Source organism: Streptomyces sp. ADI95-16 (assembly GCF_003721495.1).
Taxonomy (GTDB): domain Bacteria; phylum Actinomycetota; class Actinomycetes; order Streptomycetales; family Streptomycetaceae; genus Streptomyces; species Streptomyces goshikiensis.
Genome location: NZ_CP033581.1, coordinates 4781910 through 4797485, shown reverse-complemented (window position 1 = coordinate 4797485; position 15576 = coordinate 4781910). Strand labels below are relative to the sequence as shown.

At 70.4% G+C, this 15576-nt stretch carries 13 protein-coding genes; all 13 read right to left on the bottom strand.

Annotated features, from left to right (window positions below):
* Nucleotides 1-111: 111 nt before the first annotated feature.
* The 13 genes from nuoN to EES41_RS21295 are packed head-to-tail and all read right to left on the bottom strand — an operon-like array spanning nt 112 to nt 15574.
* Nucleotides 112-1731: an NADH-quinone oxidoreductase subunit NuoN gene (gene nuoN, locus EES41_RS21355; RefSeq protein WP_123082616.1), complete on the bottom strand. Its 1620-nt coding sequence runs from the start codon at nt 1729-1731 to the stop codon at nt 112-114.
* Nucleotides 1732-1763: 32 nt separating this feature from the next.
* Nucleotides 1764-3365, bottom strand: coding sequence for an NADH-quinone oxidoreductase subunit M (locus EES41_RS21350; RefSeq protein ID WP_123079921.1), 1602 nt, complete (start codon nt 3363-3365; stop codon nt 1764-1766).
* A 1-nt stretch (nt 3366) separates the two neighbouring features.
* The gene (gene nuoL / locus EES41_RS21345; protein ID WP_123079920.1) at nt 3367-5262 is read right to left on the bottom strand and encodes an NADH-quinone oxidoreductase subunit L; all 1896 of its coding nucleotides are present in this window, start codon (nt 5260-5262) and stop codon (nt 3367-3369) included.
* Between the two features lie 14 nt (nt 5263-5276).
* Nucleotides 5277-5576 carry an NADH-quinone oxidoreductase subunit NuoK gene (nuoK, locus tag EES41_RS21340; RefSeq protein ID WP_008738417.1) on the bottom strand — a complete coding sequence of 100 codons (300 nt, stop codon included), beginning with the start codon at nt 5574-5576 and terminating at the stop codon, nt 5277-5279.
* Complete coding sequence (locus EES41_RS21335; protein ID WP_123079919.1) at nt 5573-6388, bottom strand: NADH-quinone oxidoreductase subunit J; 816 nt, start codon at nt 6386-6388, stop codon at nt 5573-5575. Before EES41_RS21335 ends, nuoK begins: the two co-directional genes overlap by 4 nt.
* The gene (nuoI, locus tag EES41_RS21330; protein ID WP_123079918.1) at nt 6385-6981 is read right to left on the bottom strand and encodes an NADH-quinone oxidoreductase subunit NuoI; all 597 of its coding nucleotides are present in this window, start codon (nt 6979-6981) and stop codon (nt 6385-6387) included. Before nuoI ends, EES41_RS21335 begins: the two co-directional genes overlap by 4 nt.
* Nucleotides 6974-8344 (bottom strand): NADH-quinone oxidoreductase subunit NuoH, encoded by a 1371-nt coding sequence (nuoH, locus tag EES41_RS21325; protein ID WP_123079917.1) that lies wholly within the window; start codon nt 8342-8344, stop codon nt 6974-6976. The genes nuoI and nuoH overlap by 8 nt, the downstream gene beginning before the upstream one ends.
* Nucleotides 8341-10857 carry an NADH-quinone oxidoreductase subunit G gene (locus EES41_RS21320; protein ID WP_123079916.1) on the bottom strand — a complete coding sequence of 839 codons (2517 nt, stop codon included), beginning with the start codon at nt 10855-10857 and terminating at the stop codon, nt 8341-8343. Before EES41_RS21320 ends, nuoH begins: the two co-directional genes overlap by 4 nt.
* The gene (gene nuoF / locus EES41_RS21315; protein ID WP_123079915.1) at nt 10854-12200 is read right to left on the bottom strand and encodes an NADH-quinone oxidoreductase subunit NuoF; all 1347 of its coding nucleotides are present in this window, start codon (nt 12198-12200) and stop codon (nt 10854-10856) included. Before nuoF ends, EES41_RS21320 begins: the two co-directional genes overlap by 4 nt.
* A complete protein-coding gene (gene nuoE, locus EES41_RS21310) occupies nt 12200-12964 on the bottom strand; it encodes an NADH-quinone oxidoreductase subunit NuoE (RefSeq protein WP_123079914.1) in 765 nt (254 codons plus the stop codon). Before nuoE ends, nuoF begins: the two co-directional genes overlap by 1 nt.
* Nucleotides 12961-14301, bottom strand: a complete 1341-nt coding sequence (locus EES41_RS21305; protein WP_123079913.1) for an NADH-quinone oxidoreductase subunit D — start codon at nt 14299-14301, stop codon at nt 12961-12963. Before EES41_RS21305 ends, nuoE begins: the two co-directional genes overlap by 4 nt.
* Nucleotides 14301-15023 carry an NADH-quinone oxidoreductase subunit C gene (locus tag EES41_RS21300; protein WP_123079912.1) on the bottom strand — a complete coding sequence of 241 codons (723 nt, stop codon included), beginning with the start codon at nt 15021-15023 and terminating at the stop codon, nt 14301-14303. The genes EES41_RS21305 and EES41_RS21300 overlap by 1 nt, the downstream gene beginning before the upstream one ends.
* Nucleotides 15020-15574, bottom strand: coding sequence for an NADH-quinone oxidoreductase subunit B family protein (locus EES41_RS21295; protein WP_123079911.1), 555 nt, complete (start codon nt 15572-15574; stop codon nt 15020-15022). Before EES41_RS21295 ends, EES41_RS21300 begins: the two co-directional genes overlap by 4 nt.
* Nucleotides 15575-15576: the final 2 nt, after the last annotated feature.

The window sequence follows — 15576 nt, the reverse complement described above, 5'->3', positions numbered from 1 at the left end:
CGGCGCACGGCCACTGGCGTCGGTCCGACCACGCGCGACCACACGCGGCCACGCGGAAGGGCCCGGCTCCCCCCACGGGATCCGGGCCCTCCTGCGTGCCGTGCGGACGGCTCAGCGGACGAACGTGCTCGCCTGTCCCGCCAGGTCCAGGAAGTACTGCGGCGCGAGGCCCAGGACCAGGGTGACCGCGACGCCCACCGCGATGGTGGTCATCGTCAGCGGCGAGGGGACCGCCACCGTCGGGCCGTCGGCCTTCGGCTCGCTGAAGAACATCAGCACGATCACCCGGATGTAGAAGAACGCGGCGATCGCGGACGAGATGACACCGACCACGACCAGCGCCCCGGCGCCGCCCTCCGCCGCCGCCTTGAACACGGCGAACTTCCCGGCGAAGCCGGACGTCAGCGGGATGCCCGCGAAGGCCAGCAGGAACACCGCGAACACGGCCGCCGTCAGCGGCGAACGCCGCCCCAGCCCGGCCCACTTGGACAGGTGCGTCGCCTCGCCGCCCGCGTCGCGCACCAGCGTGACCACCGCGAAGGCGCCGATCGTCACGAAGGAGTACGCGGCCAGGTAGAAGAGGACGGACTGGACGCCCTCCGCCGACGTGGCGATCACACCGGCCAGGATGAAGCCCGCGTGCGCGATCGAGGAGTAAGCCAGCAGCCGCTTGACGTCGGTCTGGGTCACCGCGATCACGGCGCCCGCGAGCATCGTGACGATCGCGACGCCCCACATCACCGGGCGCCAGTCCCAGCGCAGCCCCGGCAGCACCACGTACAGCAGGCGCAGCAGCGCGCCGAACGCGGCCACCTTCGTCGCGGCCGCCATGAAACCGGTCACCGGCGTCGGCGCGCCCTGGTAGACATCCGGCGTCCACATGTGGAAGGGGACCGCACCGACCTTGAACAGCAGGCCCGTCAGGATCAGCGCGCCGCCGATGAGCAGCAGCGCGTCGTTGCCCATGGTGTCGGCGAGCGCCGGGTCGACCGTCTGGACCGTGCCGTCCACCACGTCCGCGATCACCGCGTACGAGACGGAGCCGGCGTAGCCGTAGAGCAGCGCGATGCCGAACAGCAGGAACGCCGAGGAGAAGGCGCCGAGGAGGAAGTACTTGACGGCGGCCTCCTGCGACATCAGCCGCTGGCGGCGGGCGACGGCGCAGAGCAGGTACAGCGGGAGGGAGAAGACCTCCAGGGCCACGAACAGCGTCAGCAGGTCGTTGGCCGCCGGGAAGACCAGCATGCCGGCGATCGCGAACAGCGCCAGCGGGAACACCTCAGTGGTGGTGAAGCCCGCCTTCACGGCGGCCTTCTCGCTCTCGCTGCCCGGTACGGACGCCGCCTGGGCGGCGAAGGAGTCCACCCGGTTGCCGTGCGCGGCCGGGTCCAGGCGCCGCTCCGCGAAGGTGAAGACGGCGACGACCGAGGCCAGCAGGATGGTGCCCTGGAGGAACAGCGCCGGGCCGTCCACCGCGATGGCGCCCATGGCGGCGATCCGCGCCTTGTCGCTCGCGTACCCGCCGGCGGCGAGGGCGACGACCGCCGCGAAGGCCGCGGCCAGCGCGGCGACGGCCAGGAACACCTGGACGTAGTAGCGGGACCTGCGCGGTACGAACGCCTCGACGAGGACGCCGAGGACGGCCGCGCCCACCACGATGAGCGTGGGCGCGAGCTGCGCGTACTCGATGTGCGGAGCCGGGATGCGGTCCGCCGGAGCGGCGGCCGCCAGTGCCGACAGGCCGTGGGCAGCAGTCAGGGTGCTCACTTCGCCGCCTCCCCATTCTTCGCGGGCACGGCCTCTACCGCGACCTCGGGCTTCGGGTCCGTCCGCTTCACGTCGGACATGGTGTACTCGACCGCCGGGTTGACGATGTCGGTGAGCACCTTCGGGTAGACGCCGAGCCCGATCAGCAGGGCGATCAGCGGGGCGACGACCAGCATTTCGCGCAGGTGCAGGTCCGGCATCGCGCGGACCTCCTCCTTCACGGGGCCGGTCATGGTGCGCTGGTAGAGCACCAGCGTGTAGAGCGCGGCCAGCACGATCCCGACGGTGGCGATGATGCCGACGACCGGGTACCGGGCGTACGTGCCGACCAGGACCAGGAATTCGCTGACGAACGGGGCCAGGCCCGGCAGCGACAGGGTGGCGAGGCCGCCGATCAGGAAGGTGCCGGCGAGGACCGGGGCCACCTTCTGCACACCGCCGTAGTCGGCGATGAGCCGCGAGCCGCGCCGCGAGATCAGGAAGCCGGCCACCAGCATCAGCGCCGCCGTCGAGAGCCCGTGGTTGACCATGTACAGCGTCGCGCCCGACTGTCCCTGGGAGGTCATCGCGAAGATGCCCAGGACGATGAAGCCGAAGTGCGAGATCGACGCGTAGGCGACCAGCCGCTTGATGTCGCGCTGGCCGACGGCGAGCAGCGCCCCGTAGACGATGCTGATCAGTGCCAGTACGAGGATCACCGGGGTGGCCCACTTGCTGGCGTCCGGGAACAGCCCGAGGCAGAAGCGGAGCATCGCGAAGGTGCCGACCTTGTCGACGACCGCGGTGATCAGGACGGCCACCGGCGCCGTGGACTCCCCCATCGCGTTCGGCAGCCAGGTGTGCAGCGGCCACAGCGGGGCCTTCACCGCGAAGGCGAAGAAGAAGCCGAGGAACAGCAGCCGCTCGGTGTTGGTCGCCATGTCGAGCGTGCCCGCGGCGCGGGCGGCGGTGATCTCCTGGAGCGAGAAGTTCCCTGCGACCACGTACAGCCCGATGACGGCGGCGAGCATGATCAGGCCGCCGGCCAGGTTGTAGAGGAGGAACTTGACCGCCGCGTACGAGCGCTGCGCGGCCGCGTTCTCATCGGACCCGGAGTGGGCCCGGTCGCCGAAGCCGCCGATGAGGAAGTACATCGGGATGAGCATGGCTTCGAAGAAGACGTAGAAGAGGAAGACGTCGGTGGCCTCGAAGGAGATGACCACCATGGCCTCGACCAGCAGGATCAGGGCGAAGAACCCCTGCGTCGGCCGCCAGCGGGAGGAATTGGTCTCCAGCGGGTCGGCGTCGTGCCAGCCGGCCGCGATGACGAAGGGGATCAGCAGCGCGGTGAGCGCGATCAGCACCACCCCGATGCCGTCCACGCCCAGTTCGTAGCGGACCCCGAAGTCGGGGATCCAGGCGTGGGACTCGGTGAGCTGGTAGCGGGCGCCACCGGGCTCGAAGCGGACGGCGACGAGCACGGCCAGCGCCAGGGTCGCCAGGGAGAAGAGCAGCGCGAGCCATTTGGCGGCGGTCCTGCGGGCGGCCGGGACGGCCGCCGTCAGGACGGCACCGGCCGCCGGTACCACGGCCGTCACCGTCAGAAGCGGGAAACTCATTTCACACCGCCCTCATCAGCAGGGTCGCGGCGATCAGGATCGCCGTCCCCCCGAACATCGAGACCGCGTAGCTGCGGGCGTAGCCGTTCTGCAGCTTGCGCAGCCGGCCCGACAGCCCGCCGACCGACGCGGCGGTCCCGTTGACCACCCCGTCGACCAGGCTGTGGTCGACGTACACGAGCGAGCGGGTCAGGTGCTCGCCGCCGCGCACTAGGACGACGTGGTTGAAGTCGTCCTGGAACAGGTCCCGGCGGGCCGCCCGGGTGAGGAGCGAGCCGCGCGGGGCGAGCACGGGGACCGGCCTGCGGCCGTACATCGACCAGGCGATGCCGACGCCGACGACCAGGACCACCATGGTGGACGCGGTCACCGCCGTGGCGCTGACCGGGGAGTTGCCGTGCTCGTAGCCGGTGACGGGCTCCAGCCACTTCAGGAAGCGCTCGCCGATCTCGAAGAACGCGCCGGCGAAGACCGACCCGAACGCCAGGATGACCATCGGGACGGTCATGGACTTCGGGGACTCGTGCGGGTGCGGCTCGTGTCCGGCCGCGTCCGGCTGCCAGCGCTTCTCGCCGAAGAAGGTGAGGAGCATGACGCGGGTCATGTAGAAGGCGGTGATGCCGGCGCCCAGCAGGGTGACCCCGCCGAGGATCCAGCCCTGGGTGCCGCCCTTGGCGAAGGCCGCCTCGATGATCATGTCCTTGGAGAAGAAGCCGGACAGACCGGGGAAGCCGATGATCGCCAGGTAGCCGAGGCCGAAGGTGACGAAGGTGACCGGCATCAACTTCCGCAGGGCGCCGTACATGCGCATGTCGACCTCGTCGTTCATGCCGTGCATGACGGAGCCGGCGCCGAGGAAGAGGCCCGCCTTGAAGAAGCCGTGCGTCACCAGGTGCATGATCGCGAACACGTACCCGATCGGGCCGAGGCCCGCCGCCAGGATCATGTAGCCGATCTGCGACATCGTCGACCCGGCGAGGGCCTTCTTGATGTCGTCCTTCGCGCAACCGACGATCGCACCGAAGAGCAGCGTGACCGCGCCGACGACGGTGACCACCAGCTGGGCGTCCGGCGCCCCGTTGAAGACGGCGGCCGAGCGGACGATCAGGTACACGCCCGCCGTCACCATCGTCGCCGCGTGGATCAGGGCCGAGACCGGGGTCGGGCCCTCCATCGCGTCCCCGAGCCAGGACTGCAGCGGCACCTGGGCCGACTTGCCGCAGGCGGCGAGCAGCAGCATCAGGGCGATCGCCGTCAGCTTGCCCTCGGTCGCGTTGCCCACCGAGGCGAACACCGGCCCGAAGGCGAAGGTCCCGAAGGTGGTGAACAGCAGCATGATGGCGATCGAGAGGCCCATGTCGCCGACCCGGTTGACCAGGAAGGCCTTCTTCGCGGCGGTCGCCGCGCTGGGCTTGTGCTGCCAGAAGCCGATGAGCAGGTACGAGGCCAGGCCCACGCCCTCCCACCCGACGTACAGCAGCAGGTAGTTGTCGGCGAGGACGAGCAGCAGCATCGCCGCCAGGAACAGGTTGAGGTAGCCGAAGAAGCGGCGGCGGCGCTCGTCGTGCTCCATGTACCCGATCGAGTACACGTGGATGAGCGTGCCCACCCCGGAGATCAGCAGGACGAAGGTCATCGACAGCTGGTCCAGCTGGAAGGCGACATCCGCCTGGAAGCCCTCGACGGGGATCCAGGTGTACAGCTTCTGGGACAGGGTCCGGTCGTCGGCCGCGCGCCCGAGCATGTCGGTGAACAGGGCCACGCCGATCCCGAAGGAGGCGGCGGCGAACAGGGTGCCGAGCCAGTGCCCGGCCTTGTCGAGGCGCCGGCCGCCGCACATCAGCACCGCCGCTCCGAGCAGGGGCGCCGCGATCAGCAGCGCGATCAGATTCTCCACTGTGTGAACGCCCCTTACAGCTTCATCAGGCTGGCGTCGTCGACCGAGGCCGAGTGGCGGGTACGGAAGAGCGACACGATGATCGCGAGGCCCACCACGACCTCCGCGGCGGCGACGACCATCGTGAAGAACGCGATGATCTGGCCGTCGAGGTTGCCGTGCATCCGGGAGAAGGCGACGAACGCGAGGTTGCAGGCGTTGAGCATCAGCTCGACGCACATGAACAGCACGATCGCGTTCTTCCGGATGAGGACGCCGGAGGCCCCGATGGTGAACAGCAGGGCGGCCAGGTAAAGGTAGTTGACCGGATTCACTGGGATGCCTCCTCACGGCCGAGGCGCTCCGCCGAGGCCTGTTCCAGCGCCTTCAGGTCGCTGAGCGCCTCGCTGGAGACGTCCCGGATCTGGCCGCGGGCGCGCAGCGTCTTGCTGACGGTCAGCTCGGACGGGGTGCCGTCCGGCAGCAGACCGGCGACGTCCACCGCGTTGTGCCGGGCGTAGACACCGGGGGCGGGCAGCGGCGGGAGCTGGACGCCCTCGCGGACGCGCCGCTCGGCGAGTTCGCGCTGGGTGGCGGCCCGCTCGGTGCGCTCGCGGTGGGTGAGCACCATCGCGCCGACGGCCGCGGTGATCAGCAGGGCGCCGGTGATCTCGAAGGCGAACACGTACTTGGTGAAGATCAGCGTGGCCAGGCCCTCCACGTTTCCGCCGGAGTTGATCCGGCCGAGCCCGTTGAAGTGGTTCAGCCGGGCGTGGGCGATGCCGGCGATCAGCAGGGTGCCGAAGCCGAGGGCGCACAGCACGGCCATCCAGCGCTGGCCCTTGAGGGTCTCCTTGAGGGAGTCCGCCGCGGTGACGCCGACGAGCATGACCACGAAGAGGAACAGCATCATGATGGCGCCGGTGTAGACGATGACCTGGACGACGCCCAGGAAGTACGCCCCGTTGGCGAGGTAGAAGACCGCCAGGACGATCATCGTCCCGGCGAGGCTGAGCGCGCTGTGCACGGCCTTCTTCATCAGGATCGTGGACAGGGCGCCGATGACGGCGACGGTGGCGAGGACCCAGAACTGCACGGCCTCCCCGGTGGAGGTGACCGTGGCGGTGGCGGCCGCGATCGTGCTCACGCCCCCACCTCCTCGGAGGGCGCCGCCTTCTCGCCCTTCGAGACCGCGACCTGCCGCTCCGTACCGGGAGCCGCCCCGGTCACCAGCCCCCGGTAGTAGTCCTGCTCGTCCGTGCCGGGGAAGACCGAGTGCGGGGCCTCGACCATGCCCTCGGTCAGACCGGCGAGCAGCTGCTCCTTGGTGTAGATGAGCGATTCGCGGCTGGCGTCGGCGAGTTCGAACTCGTTCGTCATCGTCAGCGCGCGGGTCGGGCAGGCCTCGATGCACAGCCCGCACAGGATGCAGCGGGCGTAGTTGATCTGGTAGACCGCGCCGTACCGCTCGCCCGGGGAGTAGCGCTCCTCCTCGGTGTTGTCCGCGCCCTCCACGTAGATGGCGTCGGCGGGACAGGCCCAGGCGCACAGTTCGCACCCGATGCACTTCTCCAGGCCGTCGGGGTGCCGGTTGAGCTGGTGCCGGCCGTGGAAGCGCGGCGCGGTGGTCTTCGGCTGCTCCGGGTACTGCTCGGTGAGGCGCTTCTTGAACATGGCCTTGAAGGTCACGCCGAAGCCGGCCACCGGGTTCTGCCACTTCTCGTTCTCCGCGTCAGGCATTCTCAGCACCCTCCTCTCGGTCACTGTCAGTATTCGTCCCGCCACTGACAATCAGCTCCCGCTCCGAGCGGGGCCGCCTGCGCGGTACGGGTGCCAGCTCCTGGCCGGGCTTGGGCGGTACGGGGAACCCGCCCGCCAGCGGGTCGAAGACCGCCTCCGTCGCGGCCTTCCCGGCTTCCTCGGCGGCCGCCTTCTCCTTCTTGTCGCGGAAGAGGTCCGCGACGAAGGACAGCAGCAGGATCGCGATGACGCCGCCGCCGACGTAGAGCACGATCTCCTGGAAGTCGTAGTTCTCGTTCCGCAGCGCGCGGACGGTGGCGACGAGCATCAGCCAGACCACGGAGACCGGGATCAGGACCTTCCAGCCGAGCTTCATCAGCTGGTCGTAGCGGACCCGGGGCAGCGTGCCGCGCAGCCAGATGAAGAAGAACAGCAGCAGCTGGACCTTGATGACGAACCAGAGCATCGGCCACCAGCCGTGGTTCGCACCCTCCCAGTACGTGGAGATGGGCGCCGGGGCCCGCCAGCCGCCGAGGAAGAGGGTGACCGAGACCGCCGAGACGGTGACCATGTTGACGTACTCGGCCAGCATGAACAGCGCGAACTTGATGGAGGAGTACTCGGTGTTGAAGCCGCCGACGAGGTCGCCCTCGGACTCCGGCATGTCGAAGGGGGCGCGGTTCGTCTCGCCGACCATCGTGATGACGTAGATGATGAAGGAGACCGGCAGCAGGATGACGTACCAGCGGTCCGCCTGCGCCTCGACGATCGCCGAGGTCGACATCGACCCGGAGTAGAGGAAGACCGAGGCGAAGGCCGCGCCCATCGCGATCTCGTACGAGATCATCTGCGCGCAGGAGCGCAGGCCCCCGAGCAGGGGGTACGTCGAGCCCGAGGACCAGCCGGCGAGGACGATGCCGTAGATGCCGACCGAGGCCACCGCGAGGATGTAGAGCATCGCGATCGGCAGGTCGGTGAGCTGCATCGTGGTGCGCTGGCCGAAGATCGAGACCTGGTCGTCGGCCGGGCCGAAGGGGATCACCGCGATGGCCATGAAGGCCGGGATCGCCGCGATGATCGGGGCCAGGACGTAGACGACCTTGTCGGCCCGCTTGACGATGAGGTCTTCCTTGAGCATCAGCTTCACGCCGTCGGCGAGCGACTGGAGCATGCCCCAGGGGCCGTGCCGGTTGGGGCCGATGCGCAGCTGCATCCAGGCGACGACCTTGCGCTCCCAGACGATGGAGAAGAGCACGGTCACCATCAGGAAGGCGAAGCAGAACACCGCCTTGACGACGACCAGCCACCAGACGTCCCTGCCGAACAGGGAGAGGTCCTCGGCAGCGAGCTGTACCGCGTTCACGCGCCCACCTCCGCATCGGTGCCGCTGCTGTCGGCCGGCGTCGCCGGGCCGATCCGTACGAGGGTGCCCGGGCGGGCCCCGGCGTCGGCGAGGACGCCGCGGCCGGTGGAGTTCAGCGGGAGCCAGACCACCCGGTCGGGCATCTCGGTGATCCGGAGCGGGAGTTCCACGGAGCCGGCCGGGCCGGTGACCGCGAGGACGTCGCCGTCCTTGACGCCCGTCTCGGCGGCCGTGGCGGCCGACAGCCGGGCGTTCGCCTCGTGCCGGGTACCGGCGAGGGCCTCGTCGCCCTCCTGGAGCAGGCCCTGGTCGAGGAGGAGCCGGTGGCCCGCGAGGACCGCCTCGCCCGCGCCGGGGCGGGGCAGCGGCTCCGCGCCGGTGGACTGCTCCTCGGCGCGCTCCCCGGCCCACGGGCCGAGCCGGTCGAGCTCCCGGCGTACGGCGTGTACGTCGGGCAGCGCGATCGGCCGCTCCGCCGCGTCGGCCAGCATGTGCAGCACGCGGTGGTCGGCGGGGGCGAGCCGGCGGGTCATCTGGTCGGGCTTGAGGGCCGCCTCGAACGGGCGGACCCTGCCCTCCCAGTTGATGAACGCGCCCGCCTTCTCGGCGACGGCGGCGACCGGGAGGACCACGTCGGCGTGGTCGGTGACCTCGCCGGGCCGCAGCTCCAGGGAGACGACGAACGCCTCCTTCAGGGCGGTCCGGGCGCGGGCCGGGTCCGGCAGGTCCGTGACCTCGACGCCCGCGACGAGCAGGGCGGAGAGTTCGCGTACGGCGGCGGCCTCGACGATCTGCCCCGTGTCACGGCCGTAGCGGTGCGGGAGTTCCTCCAGGCCCCAGGCCGACCTGACCTCTTCGCGGGCCCGCGGATCGGTGGCCGGGCGGCCGCCGGGCAGCAGCGACGGCAGCGCGCCCGCCTCGACGGCGGCCCGCTCCCCGGCCCGGCGCGGGATCCACACGAGCGAGGCCCCGGTGGCGGCGGCGGCCCGTACGGCGGCGGTCAGCGCGCCGGGCACGCCCGCGAGGCGCTCCCCGACGACGAGGACCGCGCCGGGCAGCCGCAGCGCCTCGGCGGCCCCGGCCCCGCCGGCCTCCAGGCCGGTCCCGGACGCCAGCGCGTCGAGCCACTCGGGCTCGGTGCCGGGGGCGGCGGCCAGCAGGGTGCCGCCCGCCTTGTCCAGGCCCCGGGTGGCGAACGGGGCGAGGGCGAAGGTCCGCTGCTTGTACTTGCGGTGGGCCTTGCGCAGCCGCAGGAAGACCCCGGGGGCCTCCTCCTCGGACTCGATCCCGGCGAGCAGGACGGCGGGCGCCGCCTCCAGCCTCGCGTACGTCACTCCGCGTCCGTCGAGGTCCAGGCCGGTGCCGGCGACGGTGGCGGCCAGGAACTCGGCCTCCTCCGCGCTGTGGACCCGGGCCCGGAAGTCGATGTCGTTGGTGTCGAGGACGACCCGGGCGAACTTGGCGTACGCGTAGGCGTCCTCGACGGTGAGCCGGCCGCCGGTCAGCACGCCGGCCCGGCCGCGCGCGGCGGCGAGCCCCGCGGCCGCGGCCTCCAGGGCCTCGGGCCAGCTCGCCGGGGCGAGCACCCCGTCGGAGCCGCGCACCAGCGGGGTCGTGAGCCGGTCGGGGCGCTGCGCGTAGCGGAACCCGAAGCGGCCCTTGTCGCAGATCCACTCCTCGTTGACCTCGGGGTCCTCGGCGGCCAGCCGGCGCAGCACCTTGCCGCGCCGGTGGTCGGTCCGGGTCGCGCAGCCGCCCGCGCAGTGCTCGCACACGCTCGGGGAGGAGACGAGGTCGAACGGGCGGGAGCGGAACCGGTAGGCGGCCGAGGTGAGGGCGCCGACGGGGCAGATCTGGATGGTGTTGCCGGAGAAGTACGACTCGAAGGGGTCGCCCTCGCCGATGCCGACCTGCTGGAGCGCGCCGCGTTCCAGGAGCTCGATCATCGGGTCGCCGGCCACCTGCGTGGAGAAGCGGGTGCAGCGCGCGCACAGCACGCACCGTTCGCGGTCGAGCAGTACCTGCGTGGAGATCGCGACCGGCTTCTCGTACGTGCGCTTCTTGCCGTCGAAACGGGAGTCGCTCTGCCCGTGCGACATCGCCTGGTTCTGGAGCGGGCACTCGCCGCCCTTGTCGCAGACCGGGCAGTCCAGCGGGTGGTTGATGAGCAGCAGCTCCATCACACCGCGCTGGGACTTCTCGGCGACCGGGGAGGTCAGCTGCGTCTTGACGACCATGCCGTCGGTGCAGGTGATGGTGCAGGAGGCCATCGGCTTGCGCTGGCCCTCGACCTCGACGATGCACTGCCGGCAGGCGCCGACCGGGTCGAGGAGGGGGTGGTCGCAGAACCGGGGGATCTCGATGCCGATCTGCTCGGCGGCCCGGATGACCAGGGTCCCCTTGGGCACCGAGAGTTCGATGCCGTCGATGGTCAGGGAGACCGTGTTCTCGGCGGCCTTCGGCCGCTCCGCTGCCTCGCCGCCACCGGCGGGGGCGTTACTGGTGACGGTCACGCGTTCACCTCCGTGTCAGCCCAGAGGGTCGACTTCTTGGGGTCGAAGGGGCAGCCCTTGCCCGTGATGTGCTGCTCGTACTCCTCGCGGAAGTACTTGAGCGAGGAGAAGATCGGGCTGGCGGCGCCGTCGCCGAGGGCGCAGAACGACTTTCCGTTGATGTTGTCGGCGATGTCGTTCAGCTTGTCGAGGTCCGACATGACGCCCTTGCCGGCCTCGATCTCGCGGAGCAGCTGGACCAGCCAGTACGTGCCTTCGCGGCACGGGGTGCACTTGCCGCAGGACTCGTGCGCGTAGAACTCGGTCCAGCGGGTGACGGCGCGCACGACGCAGGTCGTCTCGTCGAAGCACTGGAGGGCCTTGGTGCCGAGCATCGAGCCGGCGGCGCCCACGCCCTCGTAGTCGAGCGGGACGTCGAGGTGTTCGTCGGTGAACATCGGGGTGGAGGAGCCGCCCGGGGTCCAGAACTTCAGCCGGTGCCCGGGGCGCATCCCGCCGCTCATGTCGAGGAGCTGGCGCAGGGTGATGCCGAGCGGGGCCTCGTACTGGCCGGGGCCGACGACGTGTCCGGAGAGCGAGTACAGCGTGAAGCCGGGGGACTTCTCGGTCCCCATCGACTTGAACCAGTCCTTGCCCCGGTTCAGGATCGCGGGAACCGAGGCGATGGACTCGACGTTGTTGACGACGGTGGGGCAGGCGTAGAGCCCCTCGACGGCGGGGAAGGGAGGACGCAGCCGGGGCTGACCGCGTCGGCCTTCGAGGGAGTCGAGCAGCGCCGTCTCCTCACCGCAGATGTACGCGCCCGCCCCCGCGTGCACCGTGATGTCGAGCTTCAGCCCGCTCCCGAGGACGTCGTTCCCGAGGTAGCCGGCCTCGTACGCCTCGCGCACCGCCTCGTGCAGGCGTCGCAGGACCGGCACGGTCTCGCCGCGCAGGTAGATGAAGGCGTGCTCCGACCGGATCGCGTAGCAGGCGATGATCATTCCCTCGATGAGGGAGTGCGGGTTGGCGAAGAGGAGGGGGATGTCCTTGCAGGTTCCCGGCTCCGACTCGTCCGCGTTCACGACGAGGTAGTGCGGCTTTCCGTCGCCCTGCGGGATGAACTGCCACTTCATTCCGGTGGGGAAGCCCGCGCCGCCGCGGCCGCGCAGGCCCGAGTCCTTCACGTAGGCGATGAGGTCGTCCGGGGTCATCGCGAGCGCCTTGCGCAGGCCCTCGTAGCCCTCGTGGCGCCGGTAGGTCTCCAGCGTCCACGACTGCGGCTCGTCCCAGAACGCGGACAGCACGGGTGCCAGCAGCTTCTCCGGGGCGCCGTTCTCGTGCATCTCGGCGGTCACGGTCATCACTCCCCCTCCTCGGTGTCGGCCGCGGACTCGCCACGCGGGTGCACGACCCTGCCGGGCTGCGGGGTCTCGCCGCGCGCGATGCGAAGGCCGATCAGGGAGGCGGGGCCGGCGCCGCCGCTCGCCTCGACCGCGCCCGGGCGCTCGTCCGGGAACCCGGCCAGGATCCGGGCGGTCTCCTTGTACGTGCACAGCGGCGCGCCCCGGGTCGGCGCGACCGGGCGGCCGGCGAGCAGGTCGTCCACGATGGCCTTGGCGGACTGGGGGGTCTGGTTGTCGAAGAACTCCCAGTTGACCATCACCACGGGGGCGTAGTCGCAGGCCGCGTTGCACTCGATGTGCTCCAGCGTGACCTTGCCGTCCGGGGTGGTCTCGTTGTTGCCGACCCCGAGGTGCTCCTTGAGCTCCTCGAAGATGGCGTCCCCGCCCATGACCGCGCACAGGGTGTTGGTGCAGACGCCGACCTGGTAGTCGCCCGAGGGACCCCGCCGGTACATCGTGTAGAAGGTGGCGACGGCCGTGACCTCGGCGGTGGTCAGCCCGAGGACCTCGGCGCAGAACCGGATGCCGGTGCGGGAGACGTAGCCCTCCTCGGACTGCGTCAGGTGCAGCAGCGGCAGCAGCGCGGAGCGGCTGTCGGGGTAGCGGGCGATGACCTCCCCGGCGTCCGCTTCGAGCCGGGCGCGTACGTCGGCCGGGAAATCGGGGGCCGGCAGCTGGGGCATGCCCAGGGAGACCCCTGGGGTCTGAGGACTGGCGGTCATCGGTCGACGCCTCCCATCACGGGGTCGATGGAGGCGACGGCGACGATGACGTCGGCGACCTGGCCGCCCTCGCACATCGCGGCCATGGCCTGAAGGTTGGTGAAGGACGGATCGCGGAAGTGGACCCGGTAGGGGCGGGTGCCGCCGTCGGAGACGACGTGCACGCCGAGCTCGCCCTTGGGGGACTCGACGGCCGCGTAGGCCTGGCCGGCCGGTACCCGGAAGCCCTCGGTCACCAGCTTGAAGTGGTGGATGAGGGCCTCCATGGAGGTGCCCATGATGGTGCGGATGTGGTCGAGGGAGTTGCCGAGGCCGTCCGGGCCCATCGCGAGCTGCGCGGGCCAGGCGATCTTCTTGTCGGCGACCATGACCGGGCCGGGCTCCAGGCGCTCCAGGCACTGTTCGACGATCCGGAGCGACTGGCGCATCTCCTCCAGGCGGATCAGGAACCGCCCGTAGGAGTCGCAGCTCTCGGTGGTCGGCACGTCGAACTCGTAGTTCTCGTAGCCGCAGTACGGATCCGACTTGCGCAGGTCGTGCGGCAGGCCGGCCGAGCGCAGGATCGGGCCGGTGGCGCCGAGGGCCATGCAGCCGGTGAGGTCGAGGTAGCCGACGTCCTGCATGCGGGCCTTGAAGATGGGGTTGCCGGTGGCGAGCTTGTCGTACTCCGGCAGGTTCTTCCTCATGGTCTTCACGAAGTCGCGCAGCTGGTCGACGGCGCCCGGGGGCAGGTCCTGGGCGAGGCCGCCGGGGCGGATGAACGCGTGGTTCATGCGCAGGCCGGTGATCAGCTCGAAGATGTCGAGGATCAGCTCGCGGTCGCGGAAGCCGTAGATCATGATCGTGGTCGCGCCCAGCTCCATGCCGCCGGTGGCGATGCACACCAGGTGGGAGGAGAGCCGGTTGAGCTCCATCAGCAGGACGCGCAGGACGGTGGCGCGGTCCGGGATCTGGTCGGTGATGCCGAGCAGCTTCTCGACGCCCAGGCAGTACGCCGTCTCGTTGAAGAACGGCGTCAGGTAGTCCATGCGCGTCACGAAGGTGGTGCCCTGCGTCCAGTTCCGGAATTCGAGGTTCTTCTCGATGCCGGTGTGCAGGTAGCCGATTCCGCAGCGGGCCTCGGTGACCGTTTCGCCGTCGATCTCCAGGATCAGGCGGAGCACTCCGTGGGTGGACGGGTGCTGCGGGCCCATGTTGACGACGATCCGCTCGTCGTCGGCACGGGCCGCGGACTGGACGACCTCGTCCCAGTCGCCGCCGGTGACGGTGTAGACGGTGCCTTCGGTCGTCTCGCGGGAGGAGGCGGCGTTCGAGGAGGCGTGGTTCGACGTGGACATCAGCTGTACGACCTCCGCTGGTCGGGAGCCGGGATCTGGGCACCCTTGTACTCGACGGGGATCCCGCCGAGCGGGTAGTCCTTGCGCTGCGGGAAGCCCTGCCAGTCGTCCGGCATCATGATCCGGGTGAGCGCCGGGTGCCCGTCGAAGATCAGGCCGAAGAAGTCGTACGTCTCGCGCTCGTGCCAGTCGTTGGTCGGGTAGACCGCGACGAGCGAGGGGACGTGCGGGTCGCCGTTCGGGGCCGAGACCTCCAGGCGCACCACGCGGCCGTGGGTGATCGAGCGCAGGTGGTAGACGGCGTGCAGTTCGCGGCCCTTGTCGCCGGGGAAGTGCACCCCGGAGACGCCGGTGCACAGCTCGAAGCGCAGGGCGGGGTCGTCGCGCAGGGTGGAGGCCACCTTGACGAGGTGTTCGCGGGCGATGTGGAAGGTGAGCTCGCCCCGGTCGACCACCGTCTTCTCGATGGCGTTCTCGGGGACGAGGCCCTGTTCCTCCAGGGCGCCTTCGAGCTCGTCGGCGACCTCGTCGAAGTACGAGCCGTACGGGCGGACGCCGGCGCCCGGCAGGGCCACGGTGCGGACGAGGCCGCCGTAGCCGCTGGTGTCGCCGCCGCCGGCGGCGCCGAACATGCCCTTGCGGACGCGGATCACCTCGGGGCCGGCGGTCCCCCTGGGCGCGGGCACGTTGTTGCCGTTCTCCACGGCCGGGTCGTCGCTCACCGGAGCAGCCCCTTCATCTCGATGGTGGGGAGGGCCTTGAGGGCCGCCTCCTCCGCCTCGCGCGCCGCCTCTTCCCGGTTCACTCCGAGCTTCGAGCCCTGGATCTTCTGGTGGAGCTTGAGGATCGCGTCCAGCAGCATCTCGGGGCGGGGCGGGCAGCCGGGCAGATAGATGTCCACGGGCACGATGTGGTCGACGCCCTGGACGATCGCGTAGTTGTTGAACATTCCGCCCGAAGAGGCGCAAACGCCCATGGAGATGACCCACTTGGGAGCGGGCATCTGGTCGTACACCTGCCGCAGCACGGGCGCCATCTTCTGGCTGACCCGGCCGGCCACGATCATCAGGTCGGCCTGGCGCGGGGAGCCGCGGAAGACCTCCATGCCGAAGCGGGCCAGGTCGTACCGGCCCGCTCCGGTGGTCATCATCTCGATGGCGCAGCACGCGAGGCCGAAGGTGGCCGGGAAGACGGATGACTTGCGCACCCAGCCCGCGGCCTGTTCGACGGTGGTCAGCAGAAAGCCGCTCGGCAGCTTCTCTTCCAGTCCCATGG